General features: G+C 75.1%; 18 protein-coding genes. 4 read left to right on the top strand and 14 right to left on the bottom strand.

Annotated elements, in window-relative coordinates; translation table 11 throughout:
* Positions 1-84 precede the first annotated feature (84 nt).
* The 8 genes from N555_RS0113560 to N555_RS0113525 all read right to left on the bottom strand — a co-directional run bounded on the left by N555_RS0113560 (position 85) and on the right by N555_RS0113525 (position 9,488).
* On the bottom strand, positions 85-744 hold the full coding sequence (locus tag N555_RS0113560; RefSeq protein ID WP_029432034.1) for an acetate uptake transporter family protein: 660 nt from the start codon (positions 742-744) through the stop codon (positions 85-87).
* The gene (locus N555_RS0113555; RefSeq protein ID WP_029432033.1) at positions 744-1,226 is read right to left on the bottom strand and encodes a hypothetical protein; all 483 of its coding nucleotides are present in this window, start codon (positions 1,224-1,226) and stop codon (positions 744-746) included. The genes N555_RS0113560 and N555_RS0113555 overlap by 1 nt, the downstream gene beginning before the upstream one ends.
* Positions 1,223-3,649 (bottom strand): molybdopterin oxidoreductase family protein, encoded by a 2,427-nt coding sequence (locus N555_RS0113550; RefSeq protein WP_029432032.1) that lies wholly within the window; start codon positions 3,647-3,649, stop codon positions 1,223-1,225. Before N555_RS0113550 ends, N555_RS0113555 begins: the two co-directional genes overlap by 4 nt.
* Positions 3,650-3,661: 12 nt before the next feature.
* Positions 3,662-4,762, bottom strand: a complete 1,101-nt coding sequence (locus tag N555_RS0113545) for an L-dopachrome tautomerase-related protein (protein ID WP_029432031.1) — start codon at positions 4,760-4,762, stop codon at positions 3,662-3,664.
* Between the two features lie 206 nt (positions 4,763-4,968).
* Positions 4,969-7,062, bottom strand: coding sequence for a xanthine dehydrogenase family protein molybdopterin-binding subunit (locus tag N555_RS0113540; protein ID WP_029432030.1), 2,094 nt, complete (start codon positions 7,060-7,062; stop codon positions 4,969-4,971).
* Positions 7,059-8,075, bottom strand: coding sequence for an FAD binding domain-containing protein (locus N555_RS0113535; RefSeq protein ID WP_029432029.1), 1,017 nt, complete (start codon positions 8,073-8,075; stop codon positions 7,059-7,061). Before N555_RS0113535 ends, N555_RS0113540 begins: the two co-directional genes overlap by 4 nt.
* Positions 8,072-8,581, bottom strand: a complete 510-nt coding sequence (locus N555_RS0113530; protein ID WP_029432028.1) for a 2Fe-2S iron-sulfur cluster-binding protein — start codon at positions 8,579-8,581, stop codon at positions 8,072-8,074. Before N555_RS0113530 ends, N555_RS0113535 begins: the two co-directional genes overlap by 4 nt.
* Before the next feature lie 103 nt (positions 8,582-8,684).
* Entirely contained in the window at positions 8,685-9,488 is an 804-nt protein-coding gene (locus N555_RS0113525) for an SRPBCC family protein (RefSeq protein ID WP_081866193.1), read from the bottom strand.
* A 205-nt stretch (positions 9,489-9,693) separates the two neighbouring features.
* Between N555_RS0113525 and N555_RS27935 the strand changes: the two genes are divergently transcribed.
* From N555_RS27935 to N555_RS0113510, 3 genes are read left to right on the top strand one after another with little or no spacing between them, the layout of a single operon-like run.
* Complete coding sequence (locus tag N555_RS27935; protein ID WP_156036351.1) at positions 9,694-9,843, top strand: hypothetical protein; 150 nt, start codon at positions 9,694-9,696, stop codon at positions 9,841-9,843.
* A 30-nt stretch (positions 9,844-9,873) separates the two neighbouring features.
* On the top strand, positions 9,874-10,461 hold the full coding sequence (locus tag N555_RS0113515; RefSeq protein WP_051684050.1) for a Rho termination factor N-terminal domain-containing protein: 588 nt from the start codon (positions 9,874-9,876) through the stop codon (positions 10,459-10,461).
* A gap of 25 nt (positions 10,462-10,486) precedes the next feature.
* Positions 10,487-11,527, top strand: coding sequence for a nitronate monooxygenase (locus tag N555_RS0113510; RefSeq protein ID WP_051684049.1), 1,041 nt, complete (start codon positions 10,487-10,489; stop codon positions 11,525-11,527).
* Here N555_RS0113510 and N555_RS0113505 read toward each other — a convergent pair.
* Entirely contained in the window at positions 11,524-13,089 is a 1,566-nt protein-coding gene (locus tag N555_RS0113505; RefSeq protein ID WP_081866218.1) for a phospholipase D-like domain-containing protein, read from the bottom strand. The genes N555_RS0113510 and N555_RS0113505 overlap by 4 nt on opposite strands.
* A 66-nt stretch (positions 13,090-13,155) precedes the next feature.
* The gene (locus tag N555_RS0113500; RefSeq protein WP_029432023.1) at positions 13,156-14,010 is read right to left on the bottom strand and encodes an SDR family oxidoreductase; all 855 of its coding nucleotides are present in this window, start codon (positions 14,008-14,010) and stop codon (positions 13,156-13,158) included.
* Between the two features lie 205 nt (positions 14,011-14,215).
* On the opposite strand from N555_RS0113500, the gene N555_RS0113495 reads away from it, so the two are divergent.
* A complete protein-coding gene (locus tag N555_RS0113495) occupies positions 14,216-14,938 on the top strand; it encodes a Clp protease N-terminal domain-containing protein (RefSeq protein WP_029432022.1) in 723 nt (240 codons plus the stop codon).
* On the opposite strand, the gene N555_RS0113490 is transcribed toward N555_RS0113495, so the two are convergent.
* Genes N555_RS0113490 through N555_RS0113475 form a run of 4 tightly spaced genes read right to left on the bottom strand, consistent with a single transcriptional unit; the run spans position 14,935 to position 19,782 of the window.
* Positions 14,935-15,435, bottom strand: coding sequence for a flavin reductase family protein (locus N555_RS0113490; RefSeq protein ID WP_029432021.1), 501 nt, complete (start codon positions 15,433-15,435; stop codon positions 14,935-14,937). The genes N555_RS0113495 and N555_RS0113490 overlap by 4 nt on opposite strands.
* Entirely contained in the window at positions 15,435-17,351 is a 1,917-nt protein-coding gene (locus N555_RS0113485; RefSeq protein ID WP_051684048.1) for an FAD/NAD(P)-binding protein, read from the bottom strand. The genes N555_RS0113490 and N555_RS0113485 overlap by 1 nt, the downstream gene beginning before the upstream one ends.
* Positions 17,348-18,409: an LLM class flavin-dependent oxidoreductase gene (locus tag N555_RS0113480; RefSeq protein WP_029432019.1), complete on the bottom strand. Its 1,062-nt coding sequence runs from the start codon at positions 18,407-18,409 to the stop codon at positions 17,348-17,350. Before N555_RS0113480 ends, N555_RS0113485 begins: the two co-directional genes overlap by 4 nt.
* Entirely contained in the window at positions 18,406-19,782 is a 1,377-nt protein-coding gene (locus N555_RS0113475) for an NtaA/DmoA family FMN-dependent monooxygenase (RefSeq protein ID WP_029432018.1), read from the bottom strand. Before N555_RS0113475 ends, N555_RS0113480 begins: the two co-directional genes overlap by 4 nt.
* Positions 19,783-19,789: the final 7 nt, after the last annotated feature.

Here is a 19,789-nt window from a genome sequence, read left to right as displayed (position 1 = left end):
GGGACCGGCACCGCCATGCCCGGTGGTTGCCTTGCCCAATCACCTCGACCGGTGCCCGCGTCCGGCCGTTCACCCGGACGGGCGTCAGAGCTGCGGACGCACCCCGGCCTCGGCGGCGAGGTCGGCCGGGGCGAGCGGGCCCTCGCCGCGCATCCCCGCGGCAGCCGCACCGGTGCGGCCGACGGGCAGGACCGTCCGCCCCCGCGCACCCTCCAGCTCGAGCGCGAGCGCCGCGTAGAGGGCGACCACCGCGAGGACCAGCCCCACCCAGCCGGCCGCCCGCTGCCAGTCCGGCGAGCCGGTGAGCTGGTAGGCGCCGGTCACGGCGAAGCGGACGCCGGCCAGGCCCATCACCGCCGCGGCCACCGGCTTGGCGACCGCAGCCGTCGCGGGCACGAGCATCGCCACGCCCGCGGTGAGGAGGACGACGCCCAGCCCGTCGCTCGCGGTCCCGGGCGGCGAGGTCAGCGTGGCGAGGCCGACCGTTCCCCAGGTGCCGGCGAGCACGCCCATCCCGGTGGCCGCCGCCGGGTCGCGGGCGAGGAAGCCCACCACCGACGCCAGCAGCTGCAGGGGAACGGTCAGGGCGATCGCGGCCAGCGCGGCGATCCGGCCCTCCGCCGGCGCCACCCAGCCCAGCTGCACCGCGGCGAAGGCGGTGGTGGCGACCACCAGCGCGAGGAAGCCCAGGGGCAGCGGGGTGGCGACCGGCCGCAGGACGACCCGGGTCTGCACGGGCTCCATCAGCTCACCAGCGCCTGGGTCGCGGACTCCTTCAACTTCGCGTTCGCCCACTTCACCTGCCGCAGCGTCTCGGGGTGGCAGGACTCGGCGAGCTCCAGCAGCTCGCGCTTCCGTGCGCCCTGCGCGGCCTGGGCGAGCAGCTCCCAGTCCAGCGACACCCCGGCCGCGACGCGGTGGACATGCCGCAGGTCGGCGAGCAGCACCAGCCCCGGCTCGGACCGGCGGCCGAACAGGTCCGACGCCGTCTGCCGCACGGCCTCCAGGACGCCCGGCGACCGGTCCGGCTCGGGGTCCAGCTCCAGGCCGTAGTCGTGCCCGATCGCGGCCAGCGCCTGCACGTGCCGGTCGCTCCACCGCGCGATGTCCCGGGCGACGTGGAAGACCTCGTGGTCGGCCGCGTGCCGGTCCGACACGGCGAGCAGCGTGGCGTGCAGGTGGTTCTCCGAGCGGTGCAGCTCCTCGATCGCCAGCCCCAGCTTCACCGGACCTCCTCCAGCACCTCGGCGGTCGCTCCCCCGCGGGTCGGCGGGACGCCGTCGCTCACCGGTCGCGAGGCCGTCGTCGTCGGGGCCGCGGACACGCCGCCGCGCTCGACGAGGTCGACCGCCGCCGCCGCGGTCTTGAAGATCGGCTGCTTGGACACCGGGTCCCAGTCGGTCGGGGTCAGCTCGTTGGCCGCCCTCTCGGGCTCCGCGCCGGACGCGTCCCAGTAGCCGTAGTGGAACGGCAGGAACAGCACGCCGTCCCGGATCCCGCTCACCCGCAGCCGCGCCCGCACCCGGCCGCGGGACGTGCGCACCTCGAGCAGGTCGCCCTCGGCGAGGTCGCGGGCGGCGGCGTCGGCGGCCGACATCTCCACCCACACCTCCCGCGCCGCGGCCTGCAGCTGCGGTGCCCGCGCGGTCTTGGTGCGGGTGTGGAAGTGGTAGAGCGTCCGGCCGGTGATCAGCTGGAACGGGTGGTCGGCGTCGGGCAGCTCGTGCGGCGGCACGTACTCGGCCGCCCGCAGGACCGCCCGGCCCTCGGGATTCAGCGCGCGGTACTCCGACTCCTCGAACGGCGCGCCGGTCACCAGGTCGCGGCCGTAGCTCTCGCAGTAGTCCGGGTGCGCCATGAACGCGCCGTCGGCGTAGAGCCGCTCGGTGCCGTCGGGGGCGTCGGCGGTGACCGGCCACTGCACCCCGCTGTCACCGCGCAGCTGGGCGTAGGTCAGGCCGCTGTAGTCGCAGGGCCGGCCGCGGCTGCACTCCTTCCACGCCTCGAACGCCGCCTCCGGCTCCTGCCAGGTCACCAACGGCGCGCCGTCCTTGTCCCGCAGGTCCAGCCGGCGCGCGAAGTCGAGGAACACGTCGAGGTCGGGCCGGGCCTCCCCCGGCGGATCGACCGCCTTCTCCGACAGGTGAACCGTGCGGTCGGCGTTGGTGAAGGTGCCGGTCTTCTCCCCCCAGGTGGCGCAGGGCAGGACGACGTCGGCGAAGGCGGCGGTCTCGGTCAGGTACAGGTCGGAGACGACGACGAACAGCCGCTCCTGCGCCAGGATCGACCGGACCCGCGCGAGCTCCGGCAGCGAGACCGCGGGGTTGGTGGCGGTGATCCACAGGAAGCGGATCGAGCCCTCCTCCGCGTACCGGAAGATCTGCATCGCGTGGGTCGGCGGGCTGTAGTGCGGGATGTCGAGCTGCTCGACGTTCCAGATCCGGGCCAGCTCGGCCACGTGCTCGTCGTTGGACCAGTTGCGGAAGCCGGGCAGGTCGCCGTCGGCACCGCACTCGCGGGTGTTCTCCGCCGTCGGCTGGCCGTTCATCTGGAGCAGCCCGCAGCCGGGGCGGCCGAGCATGCCGCGCAGCAGGTGGATGTTGTTGACCTGCACGGCGGCCGCGGTGGCCTGATGGGACTGGTAGAAGCCCTGCAGCACCGTCGACATCAGCCGCTCGGCGGTGCCGATCAGCCGGGCGGCCTCGCGGATGCGGTCGGCGGGGACGTCGCAGATCTCCGCCGCCCGTTCCGGGGTGTAGGCGCCCAGCCGGTCCTCGAGCTCGGCGAAACCGACCGTGTGGGCGTCGACGTAGTCGCGGTCGATCCAGCCGTTGCGCACCAGCTCGTGCTGGAGCGCGTTCATGAGCACGACGTTCGTGCCGGGCCGCGGCGCGAGGTGCACCGTCGCCGCGCGGGCGACCGGCGTCTCGCGGGGGTCCACGCAGACGACCGCCGGCGGGTCCGTCCCGGCCAGCCGGTCGAGCATCCGCGCCCACAGGACCGTCTGGGTCTCGGCGACGTTGTGCCCGTACAGGCAGATGACGTCGGCGGAGTCGACGTCGGTGTAGGAGCCGGGCTGGCCGTCGGTGCCGAAGGACTCCTTGAGCGCGGCCGCAGCGGTCGCGGTGCACAGCCGGGTGTTGCCGTCGACGTGGTTGGTGCCGATGCCGCCGTGGGCGATCAGCCCGAGCGTGTAGTACTCCTCCAGGAACAGCTGGCCGGTCGTGTAGAAGCCGACCGCGCTGGGCCCCTGCTCGTCGAGCAGCTCCCGGCAGCGGCCGGCGACGGCGTCCATGGCGGTGTCCCAGTCGCACTCCACGAGCTCGCCGTCGCGCCGGATCAGCGGCCGGGTCAGCCGGTCCGGGGACTCGTTCGCCTGCCAGCCGAAGAGGTCCTTGGGGTCGACCCGGCCGTGGTTGACCCGGTCGACGGCCCGCCCGCGGACGCCGACGATCCGGCCGTTCCGCACGGCGATGTCCAGCCCGTCGCCGTTGGAGTGCAGCAGCGATGCCGACTGCACCCACGCGTCGACGTCGTCCTCGGTCACGCCCTCGGCCAGGTGGGTGTCCACGCGGACGGGCCAGGGCTCCCCCGGCCCGTAGGGCGTGCGCGTTCCCCAGGGCTCGGCGATCCGGTCGGTGCGGGGCACGGGGCGACCTCCTCAGCGCAGGCGGACCGGCCCGGCGTCGATCGGCGTCCGGAACAGCACGTAGGGCTTGCGCCGCTCGTCCTTCCCACCCCGGTACGTGTCCTGCCGGTACAGCTGGTTCGCGGTGACGTACAGGAACCCGTCGGCGACGGACATCGTGTCGGGCCACAGCAGCCGCGGGTCGGAGACGACGGTCTCCCAGCTGCCGTCGGGCAGCCGCCGGTGGATGGCGTCGTGCTCGCCGTCGGTGACGTACAGCCGGCCGGCGTCGTCGGTCTCCAGGCCGTCGCTGACGCAGCCCTTGTCGCCCTCGTCCCGGACCGTGCCGGCCACCGCGTCGTCGTCCTGCGTGCGGTCGACGAGCGCGTCGACCGACACGCTGTACCAGCGGCGGCCGGCCATCGGGCAGTAGAAGAGCCGCTCGCCGTCGGCGGAGATCGCGATGCCGTCGGCGCCCATGCAGATCGGCGACGTCAACCCGTCCTCGGCCCGCTCGAGGAACTCCTGGCCCTCGACGACCATCCGCAGGTCCGGCGGGGCGACCGCCTTGGTGCTCGGGTGCTCGTGCAGCCGCCGCCAGGACTCCCCCGACGCCAGGTCGACCACGATGATCCCGTTCGGGCCCTGGTCGGAGGAGTCGGTGATGAACGCCGTCCCCGCGTCGCCGCGGCGCAGGTCGAACCGGACGTCGTTGAGATAGGTCGTCGGCAGCGCGACGTCGGTCGGGAACAGGATGGTCTGCACGACCTCGTCGCGGGCCAGGTCGACGCACACGAGCTTCGGGCCGCCGTGCTCCGTGGGCCGGAACTCCGGGCTGCCGGTGTCGAGCACCCACAGCCGGTCGGCCGGGTCGACGACGACGCTCTGCACGGACACGAACCGCTCGGGGTCGACGTCGGACCGGTTGTCGTTGACCTCCTGGGAGGGGAAGGCGACCTCCTGCCCGTCGCGCAGCTCGCCGACCGTGAAGCCGACCTCGTCGCCCCACTTCGGGTAGCAGACGAACACCCGGCCGGTGTGCGAGACCGTCACGCCGGTCGGCATCGCGCCGGTGAAGGTGTGCACCACCTCGAGCCCGCCGATCGTCTCGTGGGTCGGAGGGGACTGGGCCACGGGAGGGCTCCTCGTACTGCTGGGCCGGACGGGGCGGCACACGCCTGGTCTCGGCGGCCGTCGCCCGTCTCGGCGGATCGTCGTCGGGCCACGTACCCGGCCGACCCGCAGGTACACCCGGCGACCACGGGGCGGTGATGTGCGGCCAGGGCGGGTTCTGACGCACGAACATGCCCTGGCCGCACATCACCTCCGGCTGTCGCGCCTCACGGCAGAGCCGCCAGCACCTTGTCCAGCGTCACCGGCAGGTCGCGGACGCGGACGCCGGTCGCCCGGTGCACGGCGTTGACGACCGCCGCCGCCGTCCCGGTGATGCCGATCTCCCCGATCCCCTTGCTGCCCATGGCGTTGACGTAGGGGTCGTGCTCGTCCAGCCAGTGCGCCTGGATGTCGCCCACGTCGGCGTTGACGGTCACGTGGTACTCGGCGAGGTCGTGGGTGGCGGCCTGCCCGATGCGGGGGTCCCAGACGCCGTTCTCGTGCAGCGCCATCGACAGGCCCATCGTCATGCCGCCGATCAGCTGCGACCGGGCCGTCCGCGGGTTCACGATCCGGCCGGCGCCGAAGACGCCGTACAGCCGCGGCACCCGGAGCTCCCCGGTGGCGACGTTCACCCGGACCTCGGCGAACTGGGCGCCGAACGCGTAGGCGGAGTGGTCCTCGTCCTTGGACGCCTGGTCGACGTCCCCGCTGACCTCGTCGCCGTCGGCCGGCGAGCCGCCGAACTTGCTGCGGAACTCGGTCGCCGCGACCACGAGGGCTGAGCCCCAGGTGTTGGTGCCGGACGAGCCGCCCGCCACCGACGCGACCGGGTACCGGGTGTCGCCGATCCGCACCTCGACGTCGTCGAGGTCCACGTCGAGCGCGTCCGCGGTGATCTGCGGCAGCACCGTCCACGCGCCGGTGCCGAGGTCCGCGGCGCCGATCTCGGCGACGTACCGGCCGTCCTCGAAGCGGATCGTGGCCGTCGACTTCGCCTGCCGCATCGTCGGGTACACCGAGGAGGCGACGCCGGTGCCGACCAGCCAGGCGCCCTCGCGGTGCCCGGCCGGCGGCCGCTCGGCCCAGCCGAACCGCTCGGCGCCCTCGCGCAGGCAGTGCACGAGGTTGCGGCTGGACCACGGCTTGCCGGTCTCGGGGTCGACCTCGGGCTCGTTGCGGATCCGCAGCTCGACCGGGTCGACGCCCAGCCGCTCGGCCAGCTCGTCCATGGCCACCTCGGGCCCGAACATGCCCGGGCACTCCCCCGGCGCCCGCATCCACGAGGGCACCGGGACGTCGAGGGCGGCCAGCCGGTGCGTCGTCCGCCGGTTCGGCGAGGCGTACATCATCCGGGCGGGCGCGGCGGTCTGCTCCGCGAACTCCTTGATCCGCGACGTCTGCTCGACCACGTCGAGCGCGAGCGCCTGCAGCCGCCCGGTGCGGTCGGCGGCGAGCTGGATCTTCTGGATCGTGGGCGTCCGGTAGGCCGAGAGGGCGAACATCTGCTGCCGGGTGAGGGCCAGCTTGACCGGCCGGCCGGGCAGCGCCCGGGCCGCCATCGTCACGAGCATCAGGTTGGCGTGCGGGGTGCCCTTCGAGCCGAAGCCGCCGCCGACGAACGGGCAGACGACCCGGACCCGCTCCTCCTCCAGCCCGAACACCTCGCACACCGCGGCGCGCGCCGGGTGCACGCCCTGGGTGGAGTCCCAGAGGGTCAGCGGCACGTCCGTGGCCGGGTCCCACAGCGCCGTCGTCGCGTGCGGCTCGAGCGGGTTGTTGAAGTACATCGCCGTCGAGTACGTCTCCTCGACGGTGACCGCGGCGGTGGCGACGGCCGCGGCGACGTCGCCCTCGGCGGTGTCGGTCGGGTGGCCGGCGTTCACCTGCTCCGGCGCGTAGAGGTCGGGGTGGTCCACCCGGAGCTCGCTGTCGTGCGGCTGCTCGGCGTAGGTGACGCGGACGGCGTCGGCGGCCTGCCGCGCCAGCTCGGACGTCTCGGCCACCACCACGCCCACGAGCTGCCCGCGGAAGGCGACCTCGTCGCCCTGCAGGACGGCGAACTCGCGGTCGTCGGTCGAGGCCAGCCGCTCGGCGTTCTCGTGGGTGAGGACCACGAGCACGCCGTCGAGCGCCTCGGCGGCGGAGGTGTCGATCGCGGTGATCCGGCCACGGGCGACCGTCGCCTGCACCGGGTGGGCGTAGGCGGGGTGCTCGACGGGCGTCTCGATCGCGTAGGTCGCGGTGCCGCGGACCTTCGCCTCGCCGTCGCGGCGGACGGTGTCGCGGCCGATGGCGCGCGGCTCCAGCAGCTCGGTCATGCCGGCACCTCCGAGGTCAGGTCGCGGACCGTGGCGACGACGGTGCGGGTCACCAGGGGGATCTTGAAGCCGTTGCCGCCGTCGATCCCCGGCTGGGGCTGCGCGGCGGTCAGCTCGACGTCCATGGCGTGCCGGACGGCGTGCTCCGTCACCGGCCCGCCGGCCAGGACCTCCTCGGCCCGGGTCGCCCGCCACGGCTTGTGCGCGACACCGCCGAGGGCCAGCCGCACCTCGCCGTCGGCCACGACCGCGGCCACCGAGACGAGCGCGAAGGCGTAGGAGGCCCGGTCGCGGACCTTGCGGTAGGCCGAGCGGGCGCCGGCCGGGAGCGGGGGCAGGTCGACGGCGGTGATCAGCTCGCCGTGCTCCAGCACCGTGTCGCGGGTGGGGTCGTCACCGGGCAGCCGGTGCAGCTCGCCGAACGGCATCGTGCGGGCTCCGCCGGGGCCGAGCACCTGCACCTGCGCGTCGAGCACCGCCAGGGCGACCGCCATGTCGGAGGGGTGGGTGGCGATGCAGGTCTTCGGCGCGCTCGCGTCGGGGAGCGCGGCGTCCACCCCCAGCACCGCGTGGTAGCGGGTGTAGCCGCCGACGGCCGAGCAGCCGGTGCCGGGCTCGCGCTTGTTGCACGGCGTGCTGACGTCGGTGAAGTACACGCAGCGGGTCCGCTGCAGCGGGTTGCCGCCGACCGTGGCCAGGTTGCGCAGCTGCCCGGTCGCGCCGGCCAGCAGCGCCTGGGCCAGCACCGGGTACCGCTCCCGCACCCGCCGGTCGGCGGCCAGCTCGCTGTTGGTCACCGCGGCGCCGATCCGCAGCCCGCCGTCGGCGGTGTCGGTGATCTCCCGCGAGGTGAGCCGGCGGACGTCCACGACGCGGTCGGGGCGGGCGACGCCGAGCTTGAGGAGGTCGACCAGGTTGGTCCCGCCGCCGAGGAAGACGGCGTCGGGCTCGGCGGCGACGGTGCGCACGGCCTCGGCCACGTCGGCCGGGCGGGCGAACGCGAACGGCTTCACGCCATGCCCCCCGCCTGCTGCACGGCCGGGACGATGTTGGCGTAGGCGCCGCAGCGGCAGAGGTTGCCGCTCATCCGCTCGGCCACCTCGTCGTGGGTCAGCTCCGGGTCCGCGGTGAGGTCCTCGCTCGCGTGGCTGGGCCAGCCGCGGCGGACCTCGTCGAGCACCCCCACCGCGGAGCAGATCTGGCCGGGGGTGCAGTAGCCGCACTGGAAGGCGTCGCGGTCCAGGAACGCCTGCTGGACCGGGTGCAGCTCCCCGCCGGCCGCGAGCCCGTCGGCGGTGGTGATCTCCGCGCCGTCGTGGGCGACCGCGAGCGCGAGGCAGCTCAGCGCCCGGTCGCCGTCCAGGAGCACGGTGCACGCCCCGCACTGGCCGTGGTCGCACCCCTTCTTCGGGCTGGCGTTCCCGAGCCGCTCGCGCAGGGTGTCCAGCAGCGTCGTCCGGGTGTCCACCGTCAGGCGCTGCTGTTCGCCGTCGACGGTCAGGGTGATGTCCGCGTCCACGGACGCCGCCGTGCCCCCGGCTCCGGGGGTGCCAAACCCGATCGCGGGCATCCGTTCGCGGCTCCGGGCCGGGCCGGCGTGCGCGCCGGCCCGGCCCCGCCGCTCACACCCCGCGGCCGGCGCCCGGGGGCACGTCCGGGTCGACCGGTCCGTCGAGCAGGACGTCCTCCTCGATCAGGACGGCGGGCTGACCGGCCTCCTCCACGACGAGCACGTCCTCCTCCACGACGACGGCCTGGGCCGGGACGACCGGCGGCGGGGGCGGCGTCTGCGCGGTCTCCTCCCGTGGCCGCTCCTCCGTACCGGCCTTGGACGCCGCGACGGCCGCGGCCGCCACCCCCGCCACGGCCGCGGCTGCCCCGGCGGCGACCGCCTTGCCGGAGACGCCGGCCTTGCCGCTGTCACCGTGCGAGCCGACGGCCGCGTCGGCGCCGGGCACCCCCACGTCCAGGTGGGGGTTGATCGAGCCACGCCAGGCGCCGCTGGCGTACCCCTCGCTCTCCACCAGGGCCTTGAAGCGCTCGAGGTCCGACCGCACCTGCCGGTCGACCAGGCCCAGGGCGTCGCCGGCCTTCTCGACCAGGCCCTCGGGCTCGTACTCCATCTCCAGGTGCACGATCGTCGAGCCGGGCCCGGCCGGTTCGAACCACACCGCCCCGGCGTTGGTCGCGCCTCCGGTGGCCGCCCACGCGACCTTCTGGTCGGGGACCTGTTCGAGGATGCTGGCGTCCCACTCCCGGCGGACGCCGCCGATCTCGGCCACCCAGTGCAGGTGCCGGTCGTCGAGCTGCTGCACCTGCTGCACCCCGCCCATGAAGGCGGGGAACTCCTCGAACTGGGTCCACTGGTCGTACGCCGTCCGCACCGGGACGTCGACCTGCATCGACTTCTCGACCTTCGTGGTCATGCCACTCTCCCTCGCATCGGTGTCCTGGGAAGGCGCCCGAGGGGATACCCCGACCGAGGACGCCGACGCCTCGACCGGCGGTGGTTGCGGGCGGACGCGAGGGGTAGGAGGCCCGGCGTCAGCGGTCCGCCCCGGAGGGCGTTCGACCGCACGGGCCCGCTCAGCCGCGGCGGCCCCTGGAGAGGACCACCCAGGAGGCTCCCGCATGAAGGCAGATCTCTTGCGGCCCGGCGCCATCGACCCGTCCACCGTGCTGACCCAGGTCGGCGACATGCCCTCGGTGCTCGACGCCTACGAGACGTTCGACCAGCGGCAGACCGGCTGGACCAGGGTCGCCCTCGACCCGTCGTCCTGACCCGACCCGCAACCGGAGGAGCTGACCGCCATGGCGAACACGACACCCGACACGCCCGACCTGAGCGAGACCGGGCTGCGCGAGATGAAGGTCGACGAGCTGCGGGACCGCGCGAAGGACGCCGGCATCGAGGGCACGTCGTCGATGAAGAAGGACGAGCTGGTGGCTGCCCTGTCCGAGCAGGCCCGCGGCGGCCCGGCCGGGGACGGCGGGGGCGCGGGCGAGCCCGGGGACGCCGGGCCGGACGGCGGGCACGTGCGCACCGGCGACCAGACCTCGAAGTCCATCAGGTACTCGCAGGAGATCACCTCGCCCGACGAGGACCCGGAGCGCGCCGGCCGCAGCCTGGTGACCACCAGCCACGAGGTCATCCGGCAGTGGGCCGAGGAGCGCGGCGGGGAGCCGGCGACCGTGCCGGGCACCGAGCACGGCGACCACCTGGGCGTGCTGCGGATCGACTTCGGCGGCGACAACGCGGACCTGCGGAAGGTCAGCTGGGACGAGTGGTTCGCCACCTTCGACGTCCGCGAGCTGAACTTCATCTACCAGGAGGAGCGCACGGACCGGAACCAGAGCACCTTCTTCCGCCTGGAGAACCCGCACCGCGAGGACGGCTGACCCGCACCGGGGGCAGGCTGGGGGCGTGACAGCCCTCCCCCTGCCCCCGGTCCCGACCCGCGTCGTCGCCGCGCCCATGGCCGGCGGCCCGTCCACCGTCGCGCTCGCTGCGGCCGTGGGCGAGGCCGGCGGCCTCGGCTTCCTGGCCGCTGGCTACCGGACGGCGGATGCGGTCGCCGAGGAGGTCGGCCGGCTGCGCGCGACGTCGACCGCGCCCTTCGGCGTCAACGTCTTCACCCCCGTGCCGGCCGGGAGCGCGAGCGAGGTCCGGGCGTACGCCGAGCTGGTCGCGCCCCGCGCGGCGGCCCTGGGCGTGGAGCTCGGCAAGCCGGTGCACTCCGACGACGACCACGCCGCCAAGGTCGCCGTCCTCGCCGGGCTCCGGCCCGCGGTCGTCTCCTTCGCCTTCGGGCTGCCGCCGGCGGAGTCGGTCGAGCGGCTGCACGCCGCCGGCGTGCCGGTCTGGCTCACCGTCACCTCCCCCGAGGACGCCGCCGCGGCCGCCGCGGCCGGTGCCGACGCGCTCGTCGTCCAGGGGTGGGAGGCCGGCGGCCACCGCGGCGGGCTCTCCGACCCCGAGCCCGCCCAGCTGGGTCTGCTGCCCCTGCTGGCCCTGGTCCGGCGGGTCACCGACCTGCCGCTGGTGGCCGCCGGCGGCATCGGCGACGGCCGGGGCGTGGCCGCCGTCCTCGCCGCGGGCGCCGCGCTCGCCCAGCTGGGGACGGCGTTCCTGCGCACGCCCGAGGCCGGCACGGCGCCGGTGCACGCGGCCGCGCTCGCCGAGGAGCGGCCGACGACGGTCACCCGCGCGTTCACCGGGCGCAGTGCCCGCGCGCTGGTGAACCGGGCGACGACGGAGCTGTCGGGCGCCGCACCCGCCGCCTACCCCGAGGTGCACTTCCTGACCCAGCCGCTGCGCGCCGCTGCCCGGGCGGCCGGGGACGGCGAGGAGCTGCACATGTGGGCCGGCCAGGCGCACGTGCTGGCCGAGGCGGTGCCGGCCGGGGAGCTGGTCCGCCGGCTGGCCGCCGACGCCCGCGAGGCCATGGCGGCCGCCCGGTTCTAGGCGAGCGGCCGGCGCGACCGCCGCCGCCCGAACGACGACCGGATGCGCTGCCAGCGGTTCGGCGTCCGCTCGGCGTCCAGGATCTGGGTGTCGGCCAGCACTCTCCCCGCCGGGCCGAGGTCGGGCCGCTCGAAGGGCACCAGCGACCGGCCTGTGGGCCGGCGCAGCTCCTCGATGGCCGCGATCAGCGACCCCCCGGCCCGCTCGACCGCCGCGGCGACCTCCTCCGGGGCGACGTCGAGGTGCTCGTCGAGCAGCCGGTCCCGCATGCCGAGCACCGCGGCGGCGACCGCGTCGCGGTCGGGCGAGTCCTCGTGCACCTCGATGCTGACGTCGCACTCGGTGTCCAGGCCCATCGAGCGGTTGTTGAGGTTCGACGACCCGACCCGGAGCAGCCGGTCGTCGACGACGGTGACCTTCGCGTGCACGTAGATCGGCTGCCGCGACGCGGTGACCGGCACGTACATGCGGAACCGGCCGTGCCGGTCGGCCTCCTGCACCAGCTCCAGCAGCGCGGCGCGCGCGCTGCCCATCGCCTTCTCCTCCAGCCAGCCCCAGGCCTCGTGCGGGTTGAGCACGACGACCTCCGGCCCGTCGGGCTCGCCCAGCCGGGTGGCGATCGCCTCGGCCACCCGGCGGTTGGCGAAGTACTGCGTCTCGATGTACAGGGTGTGCCGGGCACCGGCCACGACGGCGAGCCAGAGCTTCTCGATCTCGTGGACCAGCGACGTCCCGCCGTGCTCGGGCCGGGTCCGGGAGACGGCCACCTCGACGTCGGTCAGCAGTGGCTCGACGCCCTCGGGCCAGCAGGGCTCCACGCCGGACACCGGCTCCAGGTGCTCGCCCTTGCCGCTCTCCCACCGTTCCCGCGCCAGGTCGCCGATGGCCCGGGCGGCGGGCCCGGACACCAGGCTGGTGACGTCGTGCCAGGGGCCCATGTCGCGGTGCGACCGCGGCCGGGCCCGCTGCCGCGAGGAGTCCGGGTGCTCGGGGGTGTCCCAGCGGTCGGCGGTGACGTCGATGCCGCCGGCGAAGGCGAGGCAGTCGTCGATCACCACGATCTTCTGGTGGTGGGCGCCGCCGACCGGGTGGTGGGTGTCGACCGTGAAGGTGAGCCGGTCCGGCGTCCGGCGGCCCAGCAGCACGATCGGCGCCAGCCCCCGGCCCAGCCCGTACGCCATGCCGAGGTCCCACATCAGGACGCCGATGTGCAGCTCCGGGTTGGCGCGGACCGCCTCCTCCAGCACCCGGCCGAGCCGGTCGTCGCGGCTGCGCCCGCCGGCGCGCGGGTCCATCCGGATCCGCGGGTCGAAGTCCCACCCGATGAGCAGCACCCGTCGCCGGGCGCCGAGCAGCGCCTGCTTGAGCGTGGCGAAGTAGTCGGCGGCGTCGACGAAGACCGCGTACCGGTCGGCGCGCTCGATCCGCCAGCAGGTCTCGTCGGGGACCAGCAGCCGGTCGCCGGCCGCGGGGTCGGCTGCCGGGCCGACCTCGCCCTCGGCGCGCGGCGCGGGGATGCGGAGGCCGGGTGAGGTCGTCGTCCCGGAGCCGTCGGGGTGCATCAGGGCATCGTGCCCCGTCCGGCGCCGGCCGTCGTCCTCCGCCACCCCTCCGGGGGGACGCGGCGCCTAGCGCAGCGCGCGCAGCGCCTCGACCAGCGGTGTGGTCGGGCGCCCGGCCAGTCGGGACAGGTCGCCGGTGGTGGAGTCCAGCGCGCCCTCGGCGATGGCGGCGTCCATGCCGGCGACGAAGCGGGCGGTGGGCTCGTCCAGGCCGACGCCGGTGAGGCCGGCGACGTGCTCGTCGGTGGTCAGCCGCCGGTACGCCACCTCCCGGCCGAGCACCTCGGCGGCCGCGGCGGCGAACTCGTCGAAGCTCCAGGCGGTGTCGCCGGAGAGCTCGTAGACCCGGCCCTCGTGCCCCTCGCCGGCCAGCACGGCGGCGGCCGCGGCGGCGTAGTCGGCACGGGTCGCGCTGGCCACCCGGCCGTCGCCGGCGCTGGCCGAGACGGTGCCGGCCGCCTCGGCCTCCTGCAGGGCCTGCCCGTAGTTCTCGGTGTACCAGCCGTTGCGCAGCAGCACGAAGGGGATGCCGGCACCCCGGACGTCGGCCTCGGTCTGCACGTGGGTCTCCGCCAGGGCGAGCGGACTCGCGTCGCCCCGCAGGATGCTGGTGTAGGCCACCAGGGCGACCCCCACGCGGGCCGCCGCCTCGATGACGTTCCGGTGCTGCTGCACCCGAGCGGCCGGGTCGCTGCCGGAGACCAGCAGCAGCCGGTCGCCGGCGGCGAGCGCCTCGTCCAGCGTCGCCACGTCGTCGTAGTCGATCCGGGCCACCCGTACCCCGCGGCCGGCGAGGCCGGTCAGCTCCTCGACCCGGCGGCCGCCGGCCACGATCTCCTCGGCGGGCACGCCGCGGGCCAGCAGCTCCTCCACGACGAGGCGGCCCAGGTGGCCGGTGGCTCCGGTGACGACGATCGACATGCGTGCTCCTCGGGTCTGCCGGCGCCCGTGCGGCGCCTCGACGGCGGCAACCAGGCCCCCCTGGCAGATGTTCCAACCTTCAACGATTCTCACCCACCGGGCAGAATGGCGGTTCTGCACCGTGCAGAACCGCCATTCCGCACGGCACGCAGGAATCGTCAACTCGGGGTTGACGGTGTCGCGCCGTCAACCTAGCGTTGACGGTATGGCCTCCCCCGTGCAGATCACCGTCCGGCTCGACGACCTCATCGACTCGATCCGCACGGTGCACGAGGACCCCCTGGAGCAACTCAGCGACGCCGTGCTCCTCGCCGACCACATCAGCGAGATCGCCGACTCGCTCATCGGCCACTTCGTCGACCAGGCCCGCCGTCAGGGTGCGTCGTGGACCGACATCGGCCGGAGCATGGGCGTCACCAAGCAGGCGGCGCAGAAGCGCTTCGTGAGCCGCACCGGCCGGGAGGAGCCGAGGGACATGCGGGCCGGCTTCGACCGGTTCACCCCCCGGGCCCGGCACGTGGTCGTCGCCGCCCAGGAGGAGGCCCGGGCCGCCGGCGCGGTCGAGGTCTCCCCCGCGCACCTGACCCTCGGGCTGCTCGCCGAGCCCGAGGGCATCGCGGCGCTCGTCCTCGCCGCCCGCGCCGGATCGCTGGAGCGCGTCCGGGAAGCGGTCGCCGCCACCCTCCCGCCGGCCTCGGGCGCCGCGATCCCGGCGCTGATCCCGTTCGACGGCGCCGTCAAGGCGGTCCTCGAGGGCACCTTCGACGTCGCCGCGCGCCTCGAGAACGACTACGTGGGAACCGAGCACCTCCTGCTCGCCCTGCTCGAGCAGGAGGCCGGCGACGGCGTCCTCTCGGGGCTGGGCATCGACGCCGCCGCGACCGAGCGGGAGATCGCCGCCGTCCTCCGCAGCGCCAGCGCGGGCTAGCCCGCCGCGGCGTGGGTCCCGAAGGTCCGCGCGTGGTAGGTCAGCGGCGCGCCCTCGGCCTGGTTCGCGACCAGGACGTCGCCCAGCACGATGACGTGGTCGCCGCCGTCCACCAGGCGGGCCACCCGGCAGGCCAGCCAGCCGGGGCTGCCCAGCAGCCGTGCCGCGCCGGCCTCGGCCCGCCAGGCGACGTCGTCGAACCCGTCCGGCCCGCTCCGCGCGAACCGCAGTGCCAGGTCGGCCTGCCCGTGCCCGAGCACGTTGAGCCCGAACGGACGGCTCTCGGCCAGCCGGGCCAGCAGCCCGGACCGCCGGTCGAGCGACACCAGCACCATCGGCGGCGACATCGACAGCGACGTGAAGGCGCTGACCGTCGTGCCGTAGGGCCGGCCGGCGTCCAGCGTGGTCACCACCGAGACCGGCGTCGGGACGCCGGCCATGACCTCCTTGAAGGACAGGGCGACGTCGCTGCGGCAGGTGTGTTCGAGCGCGGTCATCAGGCCACCTCCGCGGCGACGGGCCGCCCGGCGGCGGCGAGGGAGTGCCAGAGCCGGCGGGCCAGGGCGTCGTTGGTCCGGAAGAACGGTGCGTTCGTGCGAGGACGGGAGAACCCGGCGACCTGCGGACCGGAGGTCCATGCGCCCAGCGCCAGCAGCCGCGGGTCGGGCAGCCCTGACGCGCGGACCACCCGCAGGTCGGCGTCCACGTCCAGGCGTCCGGTGCGGCGCGCGCCCGAGGGCGCCGTCGGGTCCGGGAGCACCCGCTCGCGGGCGTCGCCCCGGGCGAGCAGGGCGGCGACCAGGGGGTCGCGGGTGGCGGTGACGTCGGCCCGCGGGAGCCGCGCGTCGACCAGGGCCCGGGCGGGGGTCTCGCCCGGCGTGCTCGCCGAGCGGGCCCGGAACAGTCCGGCCTCCTCGTCGAGGACCACCTGCGTGTCCGCACCCAGGAAGCGCAGCACCCCGGCCTCCGACAGGGCCAGCAGCTCCTCCAGCCGCGGTCCGGGCGGGCCGCTCGCGAGGTAGCTGAAGAGGTTCATGAACCAGCCGGTCAGCTGCTCGCTCTCCGACTCGGGGGTCAGCCGGCCCGCGGCCAGCAGGGCCCCGATGGTGCCGAACGACTGCAGCAGCGCGACGAACACCGCGGCGTCGGAGCTGTGCCGGGGGTCGGCGGAGCGGGTGAGGTCGGCGCGCACGTGCTGGCGCACGGCCTCCTGCAGCCGGTCGCCGTCGGGGAACCAGCGGTCGGCCAGCGGCCGGTCCAGGGCGACGAGGTCGAACCGGTCGGCCGGGTCGGGCACGGCCGCCGCGACCAGCCGCCGCGCGGCGGCGGGCCCGGCCGCGGCGAGACGCTCGGCGAACTCGTCCCAGGACAGCCGGGTCCGCTCGGGCGCGGCGCGGAACAGCTCGGCGTAGTGCGCCCAGGCCAGCTCGCGGGCGAGCAGCGGGCCGAGGTCGGCCTGCAGGTCCAGCCGGCGGGTGGCACCGAACGCCGCCTCGATGCCCGCGGGGGTGAGGAAGCGCAGCGGCACCGGCGGCCCGGCCCAGGTGTAGGCGAGCTTCGCCCGGTAGGGCACACCCCGGCGCGACCCGACGTGCAGCACCGGCTCGTCGCCGGACGGCAGGTACCGCAGCACCCCGTCCGCATCCCGCTCGAAGCGGCCGCCGCGACCGGAGGTGAGGAGCACCGCGAGGTCCACGAAGGCCAGGCCGGCGCCGCGGACCAGCACGTCCTCGCCCGGGGCGAGTGCGGCCAGGTCGACGTCGGCGGTGTACCCGGTCGGCAGGTAGGTCAGCCCGTGCCGTGCGGCAGCTGCGGCGAGCGCCCGCTCCCCCGCGGTCGGCCCGGCGTCCAGGTGCCCCTGCGCCAGCAGCACCGTGTCGACGGCGAGCACGGTGCCGTCGTCGAGGGCGACCTCGGCACCGTCGGCGTCGCTGCGCACGTCGACCGCGCGCCGCGGGTGGACGACGACGTCCGCCCACGGGGACAGCCGGTCGACGGCACCGGCGAGCACCCAGCTGAGGTAGGCGTTGACCAGCGGCCGGGACGGGAAGGACGTCGGGGTGAGCCGGCGGGCCTCCTCCCCCACCGGGTCGCCGTCGGGCAGGTGCCGGCCCACCCAGTCGATCCACTGGGCGAGGGTCACGCCGTCACCGACCGGCCCCTCGACGGTGCACGACGGGTCGGGCAGCAGCGTCACGTCGGCGACGAGCGAGTTGGCCCAGAGCAGCGACGGCTGCGCGGCCCGCCACACCCGGCCCCCACCCGGCGGGTGGGGATCGACCAGGTGGACGGTGAGCCGGCCGCCTCCGGCGAGCTCGGCCGCGTTGGCGGCCAGCCGCTCGAGCACGCCGACGCCGGTGGGCCCCGCGCCGACGACGGCGAGGACCGGGCCGGGCGCGTCCCAGCGGCTCATGCCGCGACCTCGGTGTCCGGCCACACCCGGCTGGGCAGCTCGGCGCGCAGCACGGGGGCGACCCGGTCGAGGAAGAGCTCGAGGGTGGCCCGGTGCTCGTCGGCGGGGACGCCGATGCCCTGCAGCCCCAGCTGGAGCACCTCGATCCCCCCGAACTCCGCGTCCCAGCGGGCGAGCTTCTCGGCCACCTGCTGCGGGCTGCCGACCAGCAGCGGACCGCGCTCGATCGCGTCGACGACGTCGGTGAACTCCGGCGCGTTGTGCGTCGCCGCCGGGCTCTCGAGGAAGGCCGCGTAGCGGGGGCGCATGGCCTCGACGGCGTCCTGGCTGTTCTCGGTGAGGTACACGCCGCCGCAGCCGACGCCGACCACCCCGCACTCCGGGTCGTGCCCGTGGGCGGCCAGCCGCTCCCGGTAGTGCAGGACGAGGTCGGTGTACTTCTTCGTCGGGTGGAAGGCGTTCGCGCTGAAGATCGGCTCGCCGAAGCGGGCCGCCAGCTCGGTGGACTCCGTGGACGACGCGCTGCCGTGCCACACGGGGATCCGCTGCTGGACCGGGCGGGGCAGCGTGGTGGCGTCGGTGAGCGGCGGACGGACGTCGCCGGACCAGGTGACCGACTCCTCGTGCCACAGCCGGCGCAGCAGCTCGTACTTCTCGCGGTTCAGCCGCCACTGGTCGTCCAGCTCGTAGCCGAACAGCCGGTTCTGCACCGGGTCGTTGCCCTTGCCGATCACGATGTCGACCCGGCCGCCGGAGAGGGAGTCGATCGTCGCGAAGTCCTCGGCCACCCGGACCGGGTCGAGCAGCGGCAGCACGGTCACGGTGCTGACCAGCCGTACCCGCGTGGTCAGCGCGGCGATGTGGGCGAGCAGGACGGTCGGCGCCGAGGAGAGGAACGGCGCGGCGTGCCGCTCCCCGATCCCCACGGCGTCGAACCCGGCCTGCTCGGCCCACACCGCGCCGCGGACCGCCTCGGCGATCCGCTCGTGCGGGTCGGCCGCCCGCCCCGTCGCCGGGTCCGTCGGGTTGAGCAGGAGATCGGCGGCGAGCAGCTTCACCGCGCGGCCCCGACGGGTGCGCCGGACGGCAGCGGCGCCAGGCCCAGGTGGTCCCGCAGCGTCGTGCCCTCGTACTCGGTGCGGAAGACGCCCCGCTCCTGCAGCAGCGGCACGACCTGGTCCACGAACGGGTCCAGCCCGGTGGGGGTGATGTGCGGGACGAGGATGAAGCCGTCGCTGGCGTCGGACTGCACCAGGTCGTCGATGGTCGCCGCGACCGTGGCGGCGCTGCCGACGAAGGTCTGCCGCGAGGTGACCTCGACGACGAGCTCGCGGATCGACAGCTTCTTGGCCTCGGCCAGCGACCGCCACTCGTTCGCCGTCCCGACCGGGTCCTTGTACATCCGCGCGCTGGCCCGGCCCTTGGCCACGGAGGGCTCGCCCACGACCGGGTCGACGTCGGGCAGCGGGCCGTCCGGGTCGTAGGCCGACAGGTCGCGGTTCCACACCTGCTCGAGCCACTGCAGCGCCGTCGCGCCGGAGACCTGCTGCAGCCGGACGGTGTGCGCGAGCTCGGCGGCCTCGGCGTCGGTGTCGCCGAGCACGAAGGTCGCCGCCGGGAGGACGAGCAGCTCCTCGGGCCGCCGTCCGTACTTCGCCAGCCGGCCCTTCACGTCGGCGTAGAAGGCCTGGCCGGCCTCCTTGGTGCCGTGCCCGGTGAAGATCGCGTCCGCGGCGGAGGCGGCGAACTCCCGGCCCTCGTCTGAGTCACCGGCCTGGAAGACCACCGGGCGGCCCTGCGGGCTGCGCGGCACGTCGAAGCGGCCGGAGATGTCGAAGTGCGCGTCGGAGTGGGCGAACCGGCCGGCCGCGGCGTCGCGCAGGAAGACGCCGGACTCCTTGTCCGCCACGATCTCGTCGCCGCGCCAGGACGCGGCCAGCTCCTGCGCCGTGGCCAGGAACGTGCGGGCCCGGTCGTAGCGCTGGTCCTGGGCGAGGAAGCCGCCGCGGCGGAAGTTCTCGCCGGTGAACGCGTCCCAGGAGGTGACGACGTTCCAGGCGGCCCGCCCGGCCGACAGGTGGTCGAGCGTGGCGAACTGCCGGGCGACGTCGTAGGGCTCGTTGAACGTCGAGTTGATCGTCCCGGTGAGCCCGAGCCGGTCGGTCACCGCGGCCAGGGCGGCCAGCACGGTGAACGTGTCGGGCCGGCCGACGACGTCGAGGTCGTGGATGCGGCCCTTGTGCTCGCGCAGCCGCAGCCCCTCGGCGAGGAAGAAGAAGTCGAACTTCCCCCGCTCCGCGGTCTGCGCCAGGTGCACGAACGAGGAGAACTCGATGTGGCTGCCGGCCGCCGGGTCGCTCCAGACGGTGGTGTTGTTGACGCCGGGGAAGTGCGCGGCGAGGTGGATCTGCTTGCGTGGCTTCTCGGTCATTCCGGGG

This window comes from Blastococcus sp. URHD0036 (assembly GCF_000701365.1).
GTDB lineage: Bacteria > Actinomycetota > Actinomycetes > Mycobacteriales > Geodermatophilaceae > Trujillonella.
This window is presented reverse-complemented; position numbering and strand designations above follow the sequence as displayed.

Bases quoted from the DNA above. Each gene is read 5' to 3' on its own strand.
- N555_RS0113515 (WP_051684050.1), top strand. From the start codon at position 9,874: ATGGCGAACACGACACCCGACACGCCCGACCTGAGCGAGACCGGGCTG.
- N555_RS0113490 (WP_029432021.1), bottom strand. From the start codon at position 15,435: ATGACCGCGCTCGAACACACCTGCCGCAGCGACGTCGCCCTGTCCTTC.
- N555_RS0113505 (WP_081866218.1), bottom strand. From the start codon at position 13,089: ATGCACCCCGACGGCTCCGGGACGACGACCTCACCCGGCCTCCGCATC.
- N555_RS27935 (WP_156036351.1), top strand. From the start codon at position 9,694: ATGAAGGCAGATCTCTTGCGGCCCGGCGCCATCGACCCGTCCACCGTG.
- N555_RS0113560 (WP_029432034.1), bottom strand. From the start codon at position 744: ATGGAGCCCGTGCAGACCCGGGTCGTCCTGCGGCCGGTCGCCACCCCG.
- N555_RS0113475 (WP_029432018.1), bottom strand. From the start codon at position 19,782: ATGACCGAGAAGCCACGCAAGCAGATCCACCTCGCCGCGCACTTCCCC.
- N555_RS0113495 (WP_029432022.1), top strand. From the start codon at position 14,216: ATGGCCTCCCCCGTGCAGATCACCGTCCGGCTCGACGACCTCATCGAC.
- N555_RS0113525 (WP_081866193.1), bottom strand. From the start codon at position 9,488: ATGACCACGAAGGTCGAGAAGTCGATGCAGGTCGACGTCCCGGTGCGG.
- N555_RS0113485 (WP_051684048.1), bottom strand. From the start codon at position 17,351: ATGAGCCGCTGGGACGCGCCCGGCCCGGTCCTCGCCGTCGTCGGCGCG.
- N555_RS0113500 (WP_029432023.1), bottom strand. From the start codon at position 14,010: ATGTCGATCGTCGTCACCGGAGCCACCGGCCACCTGGGCCGCCTCGTC.
- N555_RS0113540 (WP_029432030.1), bottom strand. From the start codon at position 7,062: ATGACCGAGCTGCTGGAGCCGCGCGCCATCGGCCGCGACACCGTCCGC.